General features: G+C 70.0%; 11 protein-coding genes and 4 pseudogenes. 3 read left to right on the top strand and 12 right to left on the bottom strand.

Annotated elements, in window-relative coordinates; translation table 11 throughout:
- Window positions 1–40 precede the first annotated feature (40 nt).
- Window positions 41–994, top strand: a pseudogene (locus ACTWQJ_RS14085) (GlxA family transcriptional regulator); the annotation flags it as partial.
- Window positions 995–1,292: 298 nt separating this feature from the next.
- Window positions 1,293–2,291 (top strand): type I glyceraldehyde-3-phosphate dehydrogenase, encoded by a 999-nt coding sequence (gene gap, locus ACTWQJ_RS14080; RefSeq protein ID WP_443306970.1) that lies wholly within the window; start codon window positions 1,293–1,295, stop codon window positions 2,289–2,291.
- A 267-nt stretch (window positions 2,292–2,558) separates the two neighbouring features.
- On the opposite strand, the pseudogene ACTWQJ_RS14075 reads toward gap, so the two are convergent.
- The 4 genes and pseudogenes from ACTWQJ_RS14075 to ACTWQJ_RS14060 all read right to left on the bottom strand — a co-directional run.
- Window positions 2,559–3,641, bottom strand: a pseudogene (locus tag ACTWQJ_RS14075) (SpoIIE family protein phosphatase); the annotation flags it as partial.
- Between the two features lie 42 nt (window positions 3,642–3,683).
- Window positions 3,684–3,974 (bottom strand): annotated as a pseudogene (locus ACTWQJ_RS14070) (PAS domain-containing protein); the annotation flags it as partial.
- A 145-nt stretch (window positions 3,975–4,119) separates the two neighbouring features.
- Complete coding sequence (locus tag ACTWQJ_RS14065) at window positions 4,120–5,199, bottom strand: baeRF2 domain-containing protein (protein WP_443306969.1); 1,080 nt, start codon at window positions 5,197–5,199, stop codon at window positions 4,120–4,122.
- A gap of 174 nt (window positions 5,200–5,373) precedes the next feature.
- The gene (locus tag ACTWQJ_RS14060) at window positions 5,374–5,961 is read right to left on the bottom strand and encodes a hypothetical protein (protein ID WP_443306968.1); all 588 of its coding nucleotides are present in this window, start codon (window positions 5,959–5,961) and stop codon (window positions 5,374–5,376) included.
- A gap of 442 nt (window positions 5,962–6,403) precedes the next feature.
- Between ACTWQJ_RS14060 and ACTWQJ_RS14055 the strand changes: the two genes are divergently transcribed.
- Window positions 6,404–7,066 carry a hypothetical protein gene (locus tag ACTWQJ_RS14055; RefSeq protein ID WP_443306967.1) on the top strand — a complete coding sequence of 221 codons (663 nt, stop codon included), beginning with the start codon at window positions 6,404–6,406 and terminating at the stop codon, window positions 7,064–7,066.
- Between the two features lie 28 nt (window positions 7,067–7,094).
- Here the strand turns inward: ACTWQJ_RS14055 and ACTWQJ_RS14050 are convergent, their stop codons facing one another.
- The 8 genes and pseudogenes from ACTWQJ_RS14050 to ACTWQJ_RS14015 all read right to left on the bottom strand — a co-directional run.
- On the bottom strand, window positions 7,095–8,639 hold the full coding sequence (locus ACTWQJ_RS14050; protein WP_443306966.1) for an NCS1 family nucleobase:cation symporter-1: 1,545 nt from the start codon (window positions 8,637–8,639) through the stop codon (window positions 7,095–7,097).
- 108 nt (window positions 8,640–8,747) lie between these two features.
- A complete protein-coding gene (locus ACTWQJ_RS14045) occupies window positions 8,748–9,770 on the bottom strand; it encodes a TIGR03842 family LLM class F420-dependent oxidoreductase (protein ID WP_385782291.1) in 1,023 nt (340 codons plus the stop codon).
- Between the two features lie 19 nt (window positions 9,771–9,789).
- Window positions 9,790–11,229: a dihydropyrimidinase gene (hydA, locus tag ACTWQJ_RS14040; RefSeq protein WP_443306965.1), complete on the bottom strand. Its 1,440-nt coding sequence runs from the start codon at window positions 11,227–11,229 to the stop codon at window positions 9,790–9,792.
- Between the two features lie 49 nt (window positions 11,230–11,278).
- Window positions 11,279–12,121, bottom strand: coding sequence for a nitrilase-related carbon-nitrogen hydrolase (locus ACTWQJ_RS14035; RefSeq protein ID WP_443306964.1), 843 nt, complete (start codon window positions 12,119–12,121; stop codon window positions 11,279–11,281).
- Between the two features lie 204 nt (window positions 12,122–12,325).
- Window positions 12,326–13,915: a PucR family transcriptional regulator gene (locus ACTWQJ_RS14030; RefSeq protein ID WP_443306963.1), complete on the bottom strand. Its 1,590-nt coding sequence runs from the start codon at window positions 13,913–13,915 to the stop codon at window positions 12,326–12,328.
- A gap of 175 nt (window positions 13,916–14,090) precedes the next feature.
- Window positions 14,091–15,377 (bottom strand): aspartate aminotransferase family protein, encoded by a 1,287-nt coding sequence (locus tag ACTWQJ_RS14025; RefSeq protein WP_443306962.1) that lies wholly within the window; start codon window positions 15,375–15,377, stop codon window positions 14,091–14,093.
- Entirely contained in the window at window positions 15,374–16,216 is an 843-nt protein-coding gene (locus ACTWQJ_RS14020; protein ID WP_443306961.1) for a nitrilase-related carbon-nitrogen hydrolase, read from the bottom strand. The genes ACTWQJ_RS14025 and ACTWQJ_RS14020 overlap by 4 nt, the downstream gene beginning before the upstream one ends.
- 157 nt (window positions 16,217–16,373) lie before the next feature.
- A pseudogene (locus tag ACTWQJ_RS14015) lies at window positions 16,374–16,837 on the bottom strand (hypothetical protein); the annotation flags it as partial.

Raw genomic sequence — 16,837 nt, 5'->3', positions numbered from 1 at the left:
ACGAACGGGTCGGCCTCACACCCCTCGTACCCTGTTTCCCGTGCCATCCTCCGCCCTGCATCGCGTCGCCGTCCTTGTGCTCGAGGGTGCGAAGCCGCTCGATGTCGGCATTCCTGCACAGGTGTTCACGACTCGGGCGAGCATGCCGTACGAGGTGCGGGTGTGCGGTGCGGAAACCGGTCTCGTGACCGGCGGCGACGGCCTGTCGTACCACGTCGCCCACGGCCTCGACGCGCTTGCGTGGGCCGACATCGTCTTCATCCCTGGCTACCGGTTCCCGGACCGCAACGACCCGCCGTCGGCCGTCGTCGACGCGCTGCTCGCCGCCCACGGCCGGGGCGCCCGGCTCGCCGCCATCTCGACGGGCGCGTTCGCGCTCGCCGCCACCGGTCTGCTCGACGGCAAGCGCGCCACGACGCACTGGCATTACTCGCGGGCGCTCGCGGCGAAGCATCCGCTCGTGCGGGTCGACGAGAACGTTCTGTTCGTCGACGAGGGCAGCGTGCTGACGTCTGCCGGCGCCGCCTCGGGTATCGACCTGTGCCTGCACATTCTGCGCGGGGACCTCGGCGTGGCCGCGTCGAATCACGCGGCCCGGCGCCTGGTCGCGGCCCCCTACCGCAGCGGCGGTCAGGCGCAGTATGTGCCGCGCAGCGTACCCGAGCCGCTCGGCGAGCGGTTCGCCGCCACCCGCGAGTGGGCTCTGCACCGGCTCGGCGGGCCCCTCACCCTCAAGGTGCTCGCCCGGCACGCAGCGGTCTCCCCGCGCACGTTCTCGAGGCGCTTCGTCGAGGACACGGGGTACACGCCGATGCAGTGGGTCATGCGGGCACGCATCGACGTGGCCCGTGAGCTGCTTGAGCGTTCGGAACGCAGTGTCGAGCAGATCGCCGCCGACGTCGGCCTCGGCACCGGTGCGAATCTGCGGCTGCATTTCCAGCGCATCCTCGGCACCACGCCGAGCGAGTACCGGCGCACCTTTGCGCAGGGCGATCAGGGCCTGTCCGGCGGATCAGGTCGCAGGAAAGCGACAGTGACTGATCAGCCCTGGTGAGCGGGGGCGATGGGGGTTCCCCGCGCATGGGGGGTCCCCCCGCTCGAGCGAAGTCGAGAAGGGGGGAGAAGCCGAGAGTGGGGGAGGGCGTGCCAGACCCCGCGTCTGCAGCATGATCCGCTGGACAGGCCCTGGCCCGCCGTGGCGTGGCGCGATCCTTGTGAACCGTGGCGATCTCGCCGCTGTCACGGGCGGATGCGGCCCGCGAACCTGATGGCGAACCGAAGGGACACCACTCATGACTCGCATCGCCATCAATGGATTCGGCCGCATCGGACGCAATGTGCTGCGCGCGCTGCTCGAACGCGACAGCGACCTCGAGGTCATCGCCGTCAACGACCTCACGGAGCCCGCCACCCTCGCGCGGCTGCTCGCCTACGACACGACGGCCGGCCGGCTCGGTCGCCCGGTGACCGTCGACGGGGAGGCCCTCGTCGTCGACGGCCGTCGCATCACGGTGCTCGCCGAGCGCGAACCGGCGCAGCTGCCGTGGGCCGAACTCGACGTGGACATCGTGCTCGAGGCGACCGGTCGCTTCACATCGGCCAAGGCCGCCCGCGCGCACCTCGACGCGGGCGCGAGGAAGGTGCTCGTCAGTGCGCCGTCGGACGGCGCCGATGTCACGCTTGCGTTCGGGGTCAACACCGACGCGTACGACCCGGCCGTGCACACGATCATCTCGAACGCCTCGTGCACGACCAACGCGCTTGCGCCGCTGGCCGCGGTGCTGGACGAACTCGCCGGCATCGAGCACGGCTTCATGACGACGGTGCACGCCTACACGCAGGAGCAGAACCTGCAGGACGGTCCGCACCGCGACGCCCGCCGCGCCCGCGCCGCCGCTGTCAACATCGTGCCGACCACGACGGGCGCGGCCAAGGCGATCGGCCTCGTGCTGCCGAACCTCGATGGCAAGCTGTCGGGCGACTCGATCCGCGTGCCGGTTCCGGTGGGCTCGATCGTCGAACTCAACACGACCGTCGCTCGCGACGTGACGCGTGACGACGTGCTGGCGGCGTACCGCGCCGCGGCGGAGGGGCCGCTCGCGGGCATCCTCGAGTACTCGGACGACCCGCTTGTGTCGTCAGACATCACGGGCCATCCGGCCTCGTCGATCTTCGACTCGGCCCTCACCCGCGTCGAAGGCCGCCACGTCAAGGTGGTCGCCTGGTACGACAACGAGTGGGGCTTCTCGAACCGCGTGATCGACACGCTCGAACTCCTCGCCGCACGCTGACCGGACGCCGGGGCGACCCGCGCGGTCTGCTCCCGGCGGGGGTCGAGGGAGTTCGGTGATGCGACAGCCGACGCGGCGGACCACCGGGCACCGGTGATTCGGTCATGGCGTCACCGTGATCCCGTCGTCGCCGCACGCTTGGCGGGCCGGGCGGGAGATGTCGGTCGGCCACGCCTGGTCCTCACGCTGAGTGCTGTGTGGTCCCACCACGTGATCCGCTGTGTGTGGTCTCCCGGTGGGCAGGCGCCGGGGCCGGGGGCGAGGGAGCGGTCGGGGCTGCTCCGCCCAGATGGTCTTTCCGGTCGGCGTGTGACGGGTGCCCCAGCGTTCGGCGAGCTGGCCGACCAGGAACAGGCCACGGCCGCCCTCGTCCAGGGCACGGGCGCGGCGTGCGTGGGGAGCGGTGCTGCTGGCGTCGGAGACCTCGCAGATCAGGGACGTGTTGCGGATGATCCGCAGCTGGATGGGGGCTTCGGCGTGCCGGATGGCGTTGGTGACCAGCTCGCTGACGATCAGCTCGGTGGTCGGGACGGCATCCTGCAGACCCCAGGTCGTGAGCTGGTCGGCGGCCCGGCGGCGCGCGTCGGCGACGACGACGGGCGCCGCGGGCAGGTCCCAGGTGGCCACGTGGGAGGGACCGAGAGCGTTCGTGCGGGCGATGAGCAGCGCGACGTCGTCGTCCGGTCGCTCGGGCAGGAGCGTCGTGACGAGGTTGTCGCAGGTGGCTTCCAGCGATGGGGTGGGTTCGGCCAGGGCGTGCAGGAGATCCTGCATTCCGGTGTCGATGTCGCGGTCGAGGGCCTCGATGAGTCCGTCCGTGTACAGGACGAGCAGGCTGCCTTCGGGCAGGCGGACGTCGGTGGCCTCGAAGGGCAGGCCGCCTACCCCGAGAGGCGGGCCTGGGGCCACGGGGATGAAGTCCACAGAGCCGTCCGGCATGACGGCGGCAGGGGCGGGGTGGCCGGCGCTGGCCAGGGTGCACTGGCGGGAGACCGGGTCGTAGACCGCGTACAGGCATGTCGCGCCGACCTCCCCGGCGGATTCGATGCCCTCTTCGATCTCTTCGAGGATGAGGTCGTCGAGGTGGGTCAGCAGTTCGTCGGGAGGAAGATCGACATCGGCCAACGTGCGGATCTCGCTGCGCAGCTGGCCCATGGTGGCGGACGCCTGGATGCCGTGGCCGACGACATCGCCCACGACGAGAGCCACCCGGGCGCCGGAGAGGGGGATCACGTCGAACCAGTCGCCGCCCACACCTGCCTGCGGATCCGCGGGCAGGTAGCGCATCGCCGTCTCCACGGCCGGCTGCGCGGGCCGGTGATACAGAAGCAGGCGACGCTGCAGGGCCAGGTCCGCGCCGCCGGCCTCCTGTGGGGCAGCGTGGATGAACCACCCGACGTGGTCATCGGCGCCTACCAGCGGGTAGGCCCGCACATCGGCCTCGATCGTGTGGCCGTCCCGGTCGCGCAGCGCGACCCGCCCGGTCCACGGCTCCTGCTGTGACAGGCTCCGCCACGCGGAGTCGGGAAGGCGAGCGGCAAGAAGATCGGTCGCCGGCCGTCCGATCGCCTCACCCGGCTCGTACCCGAGAAGCAGTCGGGCACCCCGGCTCCACGCCGCTACGACGCCCCGCGCGTCCACAGCAGCCGCTGCACCTTCCGCCACCAGGGTCTGGTCATACATGCCCTCATCCCCTACTTTCCAGTGTGCTACCGGACCCGACGCGCAGGTTCTCCGGGTGAATGGGCAGAGGTGAACCACCGAAGGCCGCCGATAGGTCAGAGCCGGGCGGCGCAGGCCCTCGCCGCGGCGTTCGATCGGCCCGCAGTCAATAGCGCACGAGCACGCCGATCCCGTCCTCCAGCGGCGTCTGTTGCCGTGGGACGACTATCAGTTCGGCACCGGTGGCGACGGCGGCGTGCAGCAGGGCGGCGTCCGCGGGCTGCTTCTCGTAGCCGGTGGCACCGAAGGTTTGCAGGTCAGCGGCGGACAGGGCGATCTGGTCGGGGTCGGTGCCGATCCAGAGCGGGGGCCACTCCTGGACGGGGTGGTTGACCAGGAGGGCGTCGGCCTGGCCGCGCTGCAGGGCTGCGACGGTGGCCGACAGCCCCTCGCCGGCGGGATCACGGGCGCGCTGAGCGGCGAAGCTCTCCAGCCGGTCGCGGTCGTGGGCGGAGAGCCGGCCGCGGAAGAGGGCAGCGAGCTGGGGCTCGAGCAGGGCCCGGCCGGTCTCGACGTCCTGTCCGTTGCCGGGGACGGTGGCCACGCGATTGCGCACAGGGGCGGGCAATCGGTTGACAAGGACACCACAGGCCCAGGTGTCCCCACGGAGCACGAGAGTGTCGGCGTGGCCGAGGTCGATGAGGTGGGCCAGCTCGTCGGCGAGCCGCTCGGCCTCCTGGTGCCACTCGTGAATCGGTATGCGCAGGTGGGTAAGGGCCCGGGGGGCCACCGAGGTGCTCGGCCAGCGCCCGGTTTGCAGCTCCACCTGCAGGTCTTGGGCGGCTGTGTCGCTCTCCTTCGGTTCGACGCGGGTGAGGACGGCGGCGGCATAGGGGATGTCGGGGACATGCTGCAGCGCCAGGGGCATGGCGTCGGGAAGCAGGGCGTAGCCGATCTTGTCCACGGGGGGAGGTTGCGGCAGCTCCTCGGTGAGGACCAGTTCACCGTGGGTGGCGAAGAGGGCCTGGCCGTGGCGGCCGGGCAGGTCGGCGTCGGTCCCGACGGCATCGGCGGAGGCGTCGGCGGTGGCCGGGTCGGCGCCCAGCTCGATGAGGTCCGAGCGGGCGTGGCGCCGGTGCAGCTCGATCGCCTTGTCCGGGTCGTCGATGTCCCGCGAGGTGTCCACGTAGACGGAGGCATACGGGCCTGACCGGGCATACAGGGGGTCGAGGAAATGCAGCCTCATGAGAATGCTCCTCGGTCCGGTTCTCTGGAATCCGCTGAGCCATCCGCTTCCTCCTGCCCGTGTACCCGACGGGCCGCGATTCACCGCGAGGTCGGGGTACTGCCTGGCCCGGAGCACGTCGACCACATGGCGATCGGTGGCGGCGGCCGATGAAGCCGGAGCTCACCGAGCACGCTACGTGGACATGGTTCCCGCGTAATCCGTCCCACGGAACTTCCGTCGCTCCGACCTCCATCGGCGCCACGCCAGAACGAACCCAGCTCCCGCGATCAGCGCGGGAACGGCCAACTCCACGGCCAGGCTCTGTGCCCACTCCGGAACCATCTGCTTCGTCAGTCCGCTGCTGTACTGGCAGGTCGCCTGCGGCGGGAAGAAGCTGTAGTCCAGTGTCCTCGGCGGGTTGGAACCCCAGTCGGAACCGGCCGAGCAGGACGACGAGGGACCGGTGAACAGCCGCCACGCCACCAGCGCGTAGAACATGAGGAACACGGAGCCGGTCACGAAGAAGGCCGTTCCCGTGCGGCGCAGCTTGTCCGCGCGGGACACCGGTTCGGCAAGGTGGTGTTCAGCGGGCGGTTCGAAGCACTCAGCGATCAGGGCCACGACCACGCAGACAGCCAAGATCAACAGGCTGAGCCAGAGCACCGCGCCCAATACCCCCGTGCCGCCCGCGGAGACGTCTCCGCCCTCGAACTCACAGATGATGGCCGGGGGAAAGGCCTGGTTTCGCACGTCGAGCAGTCGTCCGGGTCCCTTGACCATCCCGTGACTGCATTGTTCGTCGAACTCGAGCAGGCTCAGCAGAGCAAAGCATGAGCCGACGAACAGAACGCCGAACGACAAGCCGGCCGCGGCCCACAGGCGGCCTGTCCGGTACGCACCGTACGCAAGAGCGTCTGACATTCGCGCACATTATCCGATCACAAGGCCGCTCCGGACGCCGTGTGGTGGCAGCCGGGACTGCCGCCCTCATCGCACGACGACCGGCCCGGTGACCGTATCGATCGGTGCACGCAGCAACCGAGTCGGCGTGGATCCGACCAAGCGGTGGACATAACAGGACACTCAACGCATCAGTATGGGGCGCGAGTTACCGCGCGGGCACGGAGCGAGTTGGCACTTTCGCCTCACAGGGACTCGTGTGACACTGGCGTCCCGTCCGCTGTGCGGACCCCTCCGCACCGTCCCCCACGAGAAGTGCGCCGTGCGTTCTCTTCCTCTGCCGCTCGCTCTCACCGCGCGCCTGACTCCGGTCGCCGTGCTCGCCTGTGCGGGCTGGGCCCTCAGTTCGGGCCCGGACTCGTCGGCGCCGGCCGCCCAGGACCGGGCGACCGGCAAGACCGGGACCCAGTCCGCCTCCGCGCCGTCCACGACCGCCGTGCCGAAGACGTACACCTCTGCCCCGGCGCCCTGCACCAGCCTGGCCAAGAAGACGATCACGTCGCTGGTGCCGGATGCCAAGACGGCCGGGAAGGAGATCGCCTCGACGGACAAGTCGGTCCGCCGCACCTGCTCGTGGAACGCGCTCAGTGGCTACGACTACCGCTGGCTCGACGTCTCCTTCGAGATCAGCGACTCCGACGCCGACGCGGCGAAGAAGTACAAGGAGCGGGTCAAGGAGAAGAGCGGCGGCGGCGACGTGCCCGGCCTCGGCGACGCGGCCTACTCCGTCGTGAACCTCACCACCGAGGACGACCAGAAGACGCGCGAAGGTGTGGTGCTGGTGCGCGCCGCCAATGCGCTGCTGGTCATCACGTACAACGGCTCCGACTTCGAGTCGAAGGAGGCGCCCAGTACGGACGAGATCAACAAGGGCGCCATCAAGGCCGCCAAGGAGGCGGTGGCGGCCCTGGAGGACGGCCAGTAGAGCCGGCCGCCCTCCGAGAGGCGAGGCCTCAGGAAACGGTCCGCTCCCTTGGCAGCATCAGCGCGACGTACAGCAGCAGCGAGGCGCCCAGCCCCACCGCCCAGCCGTAGTCGGCGAGCGGCTTGAGGAACGGGATCAGCCCGTCGGCCGGGAATGGACCCGATTTCGTGCCGTCCGCGCCCACGGTCGAGTACGAGCCTCCGACCGCGAGGACGCCGCCGACCGCGAAGGCCACGATGGCCCGCCAGTTCCAGCCGGCGGAGTACCAGTAGCGCCCACCGGGCGTGTACAGGTCCGCCAGGTGCAGGACCGTACGGCGGACGATCCAGTAGTCGGCGATGAGGATGCCCGCGACCGTGCCGAGCAGACCGCCGACCACACCGAGCCAGGTGAAGATGTAGAACTCGGGCGTGGAGATCAGCTTCCACGGGAAGATCAGGATGCCGACGACGCCCGTGATGAGCGCGCCCGTACGGAAGTTGATGAACTTCGGCGCGAGGTTGGCCAGGTCGTACGCGGGTGAGACCACGTTCGCCGCGATGTTCACGGAGATGGTGGCGACCAGCACGGTGATGAGCGCGAAGAGCAGACCGAAGACGTTGTCCGCCTTGGCCGCGAGGGTGACCGGGTCCCAGATCGCCTCGCCGTAGACGACCTCGGAGCCGGAGGTGACCAGCACGGCGAGGATCGCGAACAGGGTCATCGTGGTGGGCAGGCCCAGGGACTGGCCCCAGGTCTGGGCGCGCTGGCTGGCGCCGAAGCGGGTGAAGTCCGGGATGTTGAGGGACAGGGTGGCCCAGAAGCCGATCATGCCCATCAGGGACGGGAAGAAGACCGGCCAGAAGTCCGCGCCCCAGCCGAGCTTGGAGGGCTGCGACAGCAACTCGCCGAATCCGTCGGCCTGGACGGCGATCCAGATCAGCAGCACGAAAGCGCCGACGATGACGAAGGGCGCGGCCCAGTTCTCGAAGTGCCGCAGGAAGTCCATGCCACGGTAGATGATGGCGATCTGCACGGCCCAGAAGAGGAGGAAACAGAGCCACAGCGGCCACGGGTTGCCGGCGATCTGCCCGGCCTTCTCCCACTCACCGCCGGTGAGCTTGGAGCCCAGCGCGAAGATGCCGCTGCCGCCGATCCAGGTCTGGATGCCGAACCAGCCGCAGGCCACGGCCGCGCGGATCAGCGCCGGGATGTTGGCGCCGCGCAGCCCGAAGGAGGCGCGGGCGAGCACCGGGAAGGGGATGCCGTACTTGGGGCCGGCGTGGCCCGTGGCCAGCATCGGCAGCAGCACGATGACGTTGGCGAGAGCGATGGTGAAGACCGCCTGCTTCCAGTCCATGCCGAGTGCGACCAGGCCGGAGGCCAGGGTCCAGCTGGGGATGCAGTGGGCCATGGAGATCCACAGCGCCGCGAAGTTGTACGTCGTCCACTTGCGCTCGGCGACCGGGACGGGACGCAGGTCCTCGTTGGCGAAGGGGCTGTTGGCGGGGTAGGCCTCGGGGGCGAGCTCTGTCCGGCCGTCGGCGTCGACGGTCTGGGCGGCAGGCGACCCCGTGGGGACTGTTTCGGTCATGGGCAGGCCAATCGACAAAGGGGGACAGGAGAGGCCGTGCGGGGGCCTTGGGCCCCTCCCCGGGGAGGAGGGGAGACAAGGTGGGGGGTGGGGTCGGGGTCCGGGCGATCAGGCGGCGTTGACCGCGGGGATGATCCGCGCGCCGTACGCGTCGATCACCGTTTCCTGCGCGTCGTGCATGTCGTACACCGCGAACTGGTCGACGCCCAGTTCGCGCAGGGCGTTCAGCTTCTCGATGTGCTTCTCGACCGGTCCGATGATGCAGAACCGGTCGACGATCTCGTCCGGCACGAACTGGGTGTCCGGGTTGCCGCTGCGCCCGTGGTGCGAGTAGTCGTAACCCTCGCGGGCCTTGATGTAGTCGGTGAGTTCGTCCGGTACGGCGGCGGAGTGCTCGCCGTACTTGGCGACCAGGTCGGCGACATGGTTGCCGACCATCCCGCCGAACCAGCGGCACTGCTCGCGCGCGTGGGCCAGCGCCTCGGGCGAGTCGTCCTCGGTGACGTACGCGGGCGCGGCGACGCAGATCGTCACCTCGGACGGATCGCGTCCGGCGGCGACGGCCGCGTCCTTGACCGCCTTGACCATGTACTCGGTGAGATAGAGGTCGGCGAGCTGCAGGATGAACCCGTCGGCCTCCTCGCCGGTCATCTTCAGGGCCTTGGGGCCGTACGCGGCCATCCAGACGGGGAGTTGGGCGCCGGGTTTGATCCACGGGAAGCGGATCACCGTGCCGCCGAGGTCGGCGTCCCCGCCGCTGCCCAGCGCGCGGATCACTTTCATCGCCTCGCTGATCCGGGCCAGGGTGTTGGGCTTGCGGCCGGCCACGCGCATCGCGGAGTCGCCGCGGCCGATGCCGCAGACGGTGCGGTTGCCGAACATGTCGTTGAGGGTGGCGAAGGTGGAGGCGGTGACCTCCCAGGTGCGGGTGCCCGGGTTGGTGACCATGGGCCCGACCTTCAACTTGCTGGTGTTCGCCAGGATCTGACTGTAGATCACGAACGGTTCCTGCCAGAGCACGGCGGAGTCGAAGGTCCAGCCGTGTGTGAAGCCGTTGCGTTCGGCGCGCTTCATCAGGGAGACGACCCGCGAGGCGGGCGGGTCGGTCTGCAGGACGAGTCCAAAATCCATGGCGTCCATCGCCCCCTTCCTAGTTGAGGTACTGACAGGTGGAGCGGGGGGTGTAGACGCCGTGCCCGGCGTGCCCGGTGTACTCCCGCTCGGTGATGACGGGTTCGCCGCGCGAGAGGACGGTCTCGACACGGCCGGTGATGCGTTTGCCCTCGTACGCCGAGTAGTCGACGTTCATGTGGTGCGTGTCGGCCGACATGACCTGCTCGGCGTGCGGGTCGTAGATGACGACGTCGGCGTCGGCGCCCGGGGCGATGGTGCCCTTCTTCGGGTACATGCCGAACATCCGGGCCGGCGTGGCGCAGGCGATCTCGATCCAGCGGCGGCGCGAGATGTGCCCGTCGACGACGGCCTGGTGGAGCAGGTCCATACGGTTCTCCACGCCCGGCAGCCCGTTGGGGATCTTGGAGAAGTCGCCGCGGCCCAGCTCCTTCTGGCCGGTGAAGCAGAAGGGGCAGTGGTCGGTGGAGACGACCTGGAGGTCGTTGGTCCTGAGCCCCTTCCACAACTGCGCCTGGTGTTCACGCGGCCGCAGCGGCGTCGAGCACACGTACTTCGCGCCCTCGAATTCGGGTTCGGCGAGGTTGTCCGTCGACAGGAACAGATACTGCGGGCAGGTCTCACCGAAGACGTTGAGCCCCTCGTCGCGTGCCCTGGCCAGCTCGGCGACTGCCTCCATCGCCGAGACGTGCACGACGTACAGGGGCGCCCCGGCGACCTGTGCGAGCCGGATGGCGCGATGGGTGGCCTCGGCCTCCAGCAGCGCTTTCCGCACCTCTCCGTGGTACCGGGGATCCGTCTCCCCGCGGGCCAGCGCCTGCTCGACCAGGACATCGATCGCGATGCCGTTCTCCGCGTGCATCATGATCAGTCCGCCGTTCTCGGCGGAGCGCTGCATGGCACGCAGGATCTGGCCGTCGTCGCTGTAGAAGACACCCGGATACGCCATGAACTGCTTGAAGGAGGTCACCCCCTCCTCCACGAGCAGGTCCATCTCCTTGAGCGTCTCCTGGTTCACATCGGAGACGATCATGTGGAAGCCGTAGTCGATGGCGCAGTTGCCCTCGGCCTTGGCGTGCCAGGCGTCCAGGCCCTCGCGCAGGGTGTGGCCGACGCTCTGCACGGCGAAGTCGACGATGGTGGTCGTGCCGCCCCAGGCGGCGGCCCGGGTGCCGGTCTCGAAGGTGTCGGAGGCGAAGGTGCCGCCGAACGGCAGCTCCATATGGGTGTGGGCGTCGACGCCACCCGGAATGACGTACTTCCCGGTGGCGTCGATGACCCTCCCCCACCCTTCGGGCGGGGGTGCCCCCATCTCGCTTCGCTCGGCCGTCCAGGCCTCGGCGGCCGGGGTGCCGGAGGCGGCGAGGGCGGCGATACGGCCGTCCTCGATCAGGACGTCGGCGTGGATCTCGTCGGACGCGGTGATGACGAGGCCACCACGGATGACGGTACGGCTCATACTCCCTCTCCTTCCGGTCGTACGTGCTGTTGTCGGGTCACCCCGGCGTTCAGGGCGCGGTCAGCGGCGTGTACGCGCCCGGTGCCCGGTCGCGGTAGAACTGCCAGCGGTCGCGGACCTCGCGCAGCTTGGCCAGGTCCAGGTCCCGGACGACGAGTTCGGTCTCCTTGTCGCTCGCCACCTCGCCGACGAACTGGGCTTCCGGGTCCACGAAGTACGAGGTGCCGTAGAAGTCGTTGTCGCCGTACTCCTCGACACCGACCCGGTTGATCGCGCCGATGAAGTACTCGTTGGCGACGGCGGCCGCCGGCTGTTCCAGCTGCCACAGATAGCCGGAGAGTCCGCGCGAGGTGGCCGACGGGTTGAAGACGATCTCGGCGCCCGCGAGGCCGAGTGCACGCCAGCCCTCGGGGAAGTGGCGGTCGTAGCAGATGTAGACGCCGATCTTTCCGACGGCGGTGTCGAAAACCGGCCAGCCGCTGTTCCCGGGCCGGAAGTAGAACTTCTCCCAGAAGCCCTTCACCTGCGGAATGTGGGTCTTGCGGTACTTGCCGAGGTACGAGCCGTCCGCGTCGATCACGGCGGCGGTGTTGTAGAGGACGCCGGGCTGCTCCTCCTCGTACATCGGCAGGACGAGAACGATGCCCAGTTCCCGGGCCAGCGCCTGGAAGCGCTGGACGATGGGGCCCTCGGGGATCTGCTCGGCGTACTCGTAGAAGGCCGGGTCCTGGACCTGGCAGAAGTACGGCCCGTAGAACAGCTCCTGGAAGCACAGGACTTGAGCACCCTGCGCGGCGGCGTCGCGCACGGCCTGCTCGTGCACCTGGATCATCGACTCCTTGTCGCCGGTCCAGGCGGTCTGGAAGACGGCGGCGCGGATCACTCTGCTCATCGGGACCTCCGGTAGCTCGGTGTGCGGTGAGCCTAGGAAGTCGGGTGGTTCTCTTTGAGTTGCATCGTGTCACGTCTGCGGGCACCCGGCGTGCCACGGTGTCACCCCGAGGTGAGCCCATGTTTCACCACCGTTTTCCCAGGTCGTACCGTGTTTCCCCGCTGTTTCGCAGTGCTGTGTCCGCCCCTGTTGCGCATCGCCCGGTCACCCCTGTTGGGCGTCGTGCGCGAGGAGCGCGATGTGCACCGAGGCCGCCTGCTCGAAGTCGTCCAGGTCGACGCGCAGCCGGGTCTGTATCGCCTCCAGGCGGCGGTAGAGCGCCGGCCGGGAGACGTGGTGGAGCTGGGCGGTGCGGGACTTGTTGCGGCCGGTGGCGAGATACGTCCGCAGCACCGCCAGCAGATCCTCCTCGCCGCCGCACAGCAGCCCGTCCAGCTCCCGCTCCGCAAAGGACTGCACATGCGGATCGTCCCGCAACAGCCGGATCAGTCCCCGCAGATGCACGTCCCTCAGGCGTACGACGACCGGGAGGTCGAGGGCGGCGGAGGAGTCGGCCACGGCGTCGGCGACATGCCGCGCCTCGCGCAGGCCCGCGGGCACGTCGTCCCAGGCGGTGCGGGCATCGGCGGCGGCCACTGTTGTCGAGGCCCCGGACTCCGAGCGCAGCCGGGCGGCGAAGTGCGCCGTGAGGGCCTCCGCGTCCTGGTCCCGGGCGAGGCTCAGCAGCACGGCGGTGGCTCCGTCGGCGAGCTCGGCGACGAGCCCGGCCATCCCCAGCAGGCGCAGCACCCGGTCGAGCTGGGCTGCGTCGCCGTCGCGTACGACGAGCGGCACGAAGGTGCGCCGGTTGACCGGCAGTCCGGCGGCACGCGCGCGTGGCAGCAGCTGCCGGGCCGGTACGACCCCGCTGACCAGGTCGGTCAGCAGGCTCTGCGCGGACTGCTCCTCCCAGGAGCATCCCGCGTTGCCGCCGAGCATGCGGTGCAGGACGAGGGCCTCGGCGGCGCGGTCGGCGAGCAGCCGTCCGGTCGCGGTGTCACCGCGGTAGCCGCACAGCATGATCCGGCCCCAGCGTTCCCCACGTCCGCCCAGCTCGGCGCGGATCCATCCGTCGCCCTCGCGGCCGCCGGCCTGCCGGGAGATCCGCTCCCAGTCGCGCAGCACGTCGTCCACCGCCGACCGCTCCCCCGCCGTGGCCAGGACGCGGTGGGCGAGGTTGGTGACGACGACCGGGCAGGCGCTGTGCTGGGCGACCTCGTCGAGCAGCCGTTGCAGCGGGGCACCGGCGGTGATCAGTCCGGTGAGCGCGGTCCGTACCGCCTCCGACAGGCTGACGGCGGCGAACTTCCGCCGGACCAGCCGGGACTGGACCTCCTCGGTCAGCTCGGCGAAGGGGAAGGGCCGGTGGAGCACCACCATCGGCAGCCCGCAGCGCTCGGCCGCGCGCCGCATGACGTCCGGCGGGGCCGGGAAGGCACGGCCGAGCCCCAGGACGACGGCTGCGGCCTCCGCACGGTGCAGCGAGTGGATGTACTCGGCCTGTTTGGTGACGTCGCCGGCGAGCAGCACCCCGGTGGTGAGCACCATCTCCCCGCCGCTGAGCATGACCCCGACGTCCGCGGCCTCGGCCACGTGCACCCACCGCACCGGCCGGTCGAGCTGGCCCGCTCCGGCCACCACCTCGGGCTCCCCCGCGAGCACCCGCTCCAGGGCGAGGACCTGGCGGACCGACAGGGCCGGTTCCGGGCGTTCGAAGGACTCCAGCGGTTCCAAGGGCTCCGAGGTGGTGGTCATGGCGACGTTCCCTTATTCGGCATTCGGCCTGGTGCTGAGCGGGCTCGGCGAAGCCTGGTGCGGTTCGGCAGCGCCCCAAAGGGGCGCGGGGCTGTATCGACATGCGGCTCCGCCGCGCGGGCGCGACCAGCCACGACGCACCCGCAGGTGGCGTACTGGACTTCCAGCGGAGCGCTTAGCCGATGCTCCGCAGAGCGCGTTCGAGGATCGCGGCGCCCTCCTCGGCCTCCGCGACGGTCAGGGACAGTGGGGGGGCGATGCGCAGGGCGCTGGTGTTGTGGCTGCCGCCCTTGCCGATGAGCAGCCCGGACGCGCGGGCCGCCTCCAGCACGGCGGACGCGGCCTGCGGGTCGGCCTCGTCCGTCCCGGGCCGCACGACCTCGATGCCGATCATCAGTCCGCGCCCGCGTACCTCCCGGACGGCCGGTACCTGCGCGGCGACCGCCCGCAGTCGTTCGATGAGCAGCCCGCCGACCCGCCGGGCGTTGCCCTGGAGGTCGTGTTCCAGCAGGTACGTGAGGTTGGCGAGGCCCGCCGCCATGGTGATCTGGGTGCCGCCGAAGGTCGAGATGCTGTTGGCGTCCAGGCAGTTCATGATCTCGGCGCGGGCGACGACCCCGCCGATGGACATGCCGTTGCCGATGCCCTTGGCGAAGGTGACGATGTCCGGCGGGCCGCTGCGGCCGTGTGCCTGCCAGCCCCAGAAGTGCTCGCCGGTGCGACCCCAGCCGGTCTGTACCTCGTCGGCGATCCAGAGGATGCCCCGCTCGTTCAGGACCTCACGGAACGCCGCGTACAGACCGTCCGGCGGTGAGGTGAAGCCGCCGACGCCCTGGATGGGCTCGGCGATCAGGGCGGCGGGCGTGCGGGTGTGGCCGAGCAGGTCCTTCAGGTCCTCGACGCAGGCCGCGATGAAGTCGGCGTCGCTCAACGAGGCGTACGGGCCGCGCGTGCGGATGCCGCCGTGGACGTAGAGCGTCTGCAGCGGGGACAGCGAGGTCGGCGACCAGCCGCGGTTGCCGGTGATGCCGACGGCGCTGAAGGAGCGGCCGTGGTAACTGTTGCGCATCGCGAGGACGGTGTTGCTGCGGCGGTGGGTAGTGGCCAGCAGCAGGGCGGTGTCGTTGGCCTCCGTGCCGGAGGTGGTGAAGAAGACACGGGCGTCCGGGATGCCGCTCAACTGGGCGATACGCTCGGCGAGTTCGACCATCGGCCGGTTGAGGTAGAGCGTGGAGGAGTGGATGATGCGCCCGGCCTGCTCGCTCACCGCCTTGGTGACCTCGGGCAGGGCGTGCGCGGTCATGGTGGTGAGGATGCCGCCGAAGAAGTCGAGATACTTGTTTCCGTCGGCGTCCCAGACGTGCCGGCCCTCGCCGTGGGTGATCTCGATCGGGTCGTCGTAGTAGAGGGCGAGCCAGTCGGGCAGCACGGCCCGGTGGCGGCCCAGCAGGTCCTTGGTCACGGCTGTACCAGCCCTTCATAGGCGTCGGGGCGGCGGTCGCGGTAGAAGGCCCACTGCTGCCGCACCTCTTCGATGACGTCGAAGTCGAGGTCACGGACGAGGAGTTCCTCGCTCTTGTCGTCGGCGACCTCCCCCACAAACTGCCCTCGCGGGTCGACGAAGTAGCTCGTGCCGTAGAAGTCGTTGTCGCCGTACTCCTCGACACCGACCCGGTTGATGGCGGCGATGAAGTACTCGTTGGCGACGGCGGCCGCAGGCTGCTCCAGCCGCCACAGGTAGGCCGACAGGCCGCGGTGCGTGGCGGACGGGTTGTACACCAGCTGGGCGCCGTTGAGCCCGAGTTGCCGCCAGCCCTCCGGGAAGTGGCGGTCGTAGCAGATGTAGACGCCGACCTTGCCGACAGCGGTGTCGAAGACGGGCCAGCCGAGGTTTCCGGGCTTGAAGTAGTACTTCTCCCAGAAACCCTTCACCTGCGGGATGTGGTGCTTGCGGTACTTGCCGAGGTACGAGCCGTCCGCGTCGATCACGGCCGCGGTGTTGTAGTAGAAACCGGACTGCTCGACCTCGAACACCGGCACGACGATCACCATGCCGGTCTCGCGCGCGAGTTCCTGCATACGACGCACGGTCGGCCCGTCGGGCACCGGCTCGGCCCACCGGTAGTGCTCCGGCTCCTGGACCTGACAGAAGTAGGGGCTGTTGAAGACTTCCTGGAACCCGATGATCCCGGCGCCCTGCCGGGCTGCCTCGCGGGCGTGCTCCTCGTGTTTCGCCACCATGGACTCTGTGTCGCCAGTCCAGGTGGACTGGACCAGAGCGGCACGGACGACGTTCGCCATGAGCTGCGACTTCGACGGGACGTCAGCGCCTCTACGCCCGTAGAAGCAGGCCGTAGAGGCACGAACGTATGCCTCGGTGAAGGCCTTGCCAAGACCATCGTCGTTAACCCGCGGAGTCGGTCGTGTTTCGCACTCCTGTGGGTGATCGACAGGGTTCTCAGGAGGTGAGCCCGGCCACCCGGAGGGCATGCACGAGATCCCAGTGCCGTTCTTCGGAGACGCCCTGCGCGGCCTCCAGCAGCAGCGGTACGAGGGTCTGCGGGTCCGGCTCGGCGCTGCGGGCGGCCTCCTCCGGGGTGCGGACGCGGACGTAGGCGTCGAGCAGCGCACGGACCTCGCTGCGGCGGCCCTCGGTGGCCAGGGCGAGCACGGACCGGCCGATCTCGGCGGCGGGCCGGGCCACGCCCTGCCGGAGCATCTGCTCCCCGTCGGCGGTCCGGCCTGCCGCGACCAGCGCGTCGGCGGCGGCGACGAGCCGGTCGGCGGGCAGTGAGGCGGCCTCCCACAGCAGCGTCGCCCAGTCGGCGCCGAGCCCGGCGCGCTCCATCTCTGCGGCGAGCAGCGGAAAGCGCGCGGCGGGCCAGTACGCGGCCTCGACCAGCAGGACATGCGCCTCACCGC

The sequence above is a fragment of the Streptomyces sp. KR55 genome (genome assembly GCF_052245645.1).
GTDB lineage: Bacteria > Actinomycetota > Actinomycetes > Streptomycetales > Streptomycetaceae > Streptomyces > Streptomyces flavusporus.
The sequence above is the reverse complement of the archived record's forward strand: the minus strand, read 5'-3'. Positions and strand labels throughout refer to the sequence as shown.

Bases quoted from the DNA above. Each gene is read 5' to 3' on its own strand.
- gap (WP_443306970.1), top strand. From the start codon at position 1,293: ATGACTCGCATCGCCATCAATGGATTCGGCCGCATCGGACGCAATGTG.
- ACTWQJ_RS14065 (WP_443306969.1), bottom strand. From the start codon at position 5,199: ATGAGGCTGCATTTCCTCGACCCCCTGTATGCCCGGTCAGGCCCGTAT.
- ACTWQJ_RS14060 (WP_443306968.1), bottom strand. From the start codon at position 5,961: ATGGTCAAGGGACCCGGACGACTGCTCGACGTGCGAAACCAGGCCTTT.
- ACTWQJ_RS14050 (WP_443306966.1), bottom strand. From the start codon at position 8,639: ATGACCGAAACAGTCCCCACGGGGTCGCCTGCCGCCCAGACCGTCGAC.
- ACTWQJ_RS14045 (WP_385782291.1), bottom strand. From the start codon at position 9,770: ATGGATTTTGGACTCGTCCTGCAGACCGACCCGCCCGCCTCGCGGGTC.
- hydA (WP_443306965.1), bottom strand. From the start codon at position 11,229: ATGAGCCGTACCGTCATCCGTGGTGGCCTCGTCATCACCGCGTCCGAC.
- ACTWQJ_RS14035 (WP_443306964.1), bottom strand. From the start codon at position 12,121: ATGAGCAGAGTGATCCGCGCCGCCGTCTTCCAGACCGCCTGGACCGGC.
- ACTWQJ_RS14030 (WP_443306963.1), bottom strand. From the start codon at position 13,915: ATGACCACCACCTCGGAGCCCTTGGAACCGCTGGAGTCCTTCGAACGC.
- ACTWQJ_RS14020 (WP_443306961.1), bottom strand. From the start codon at position 16,216: ATGGCGAACGTCGTCCGTGCCGCTCTGGTCCAGTCCACCTGGACTGGC.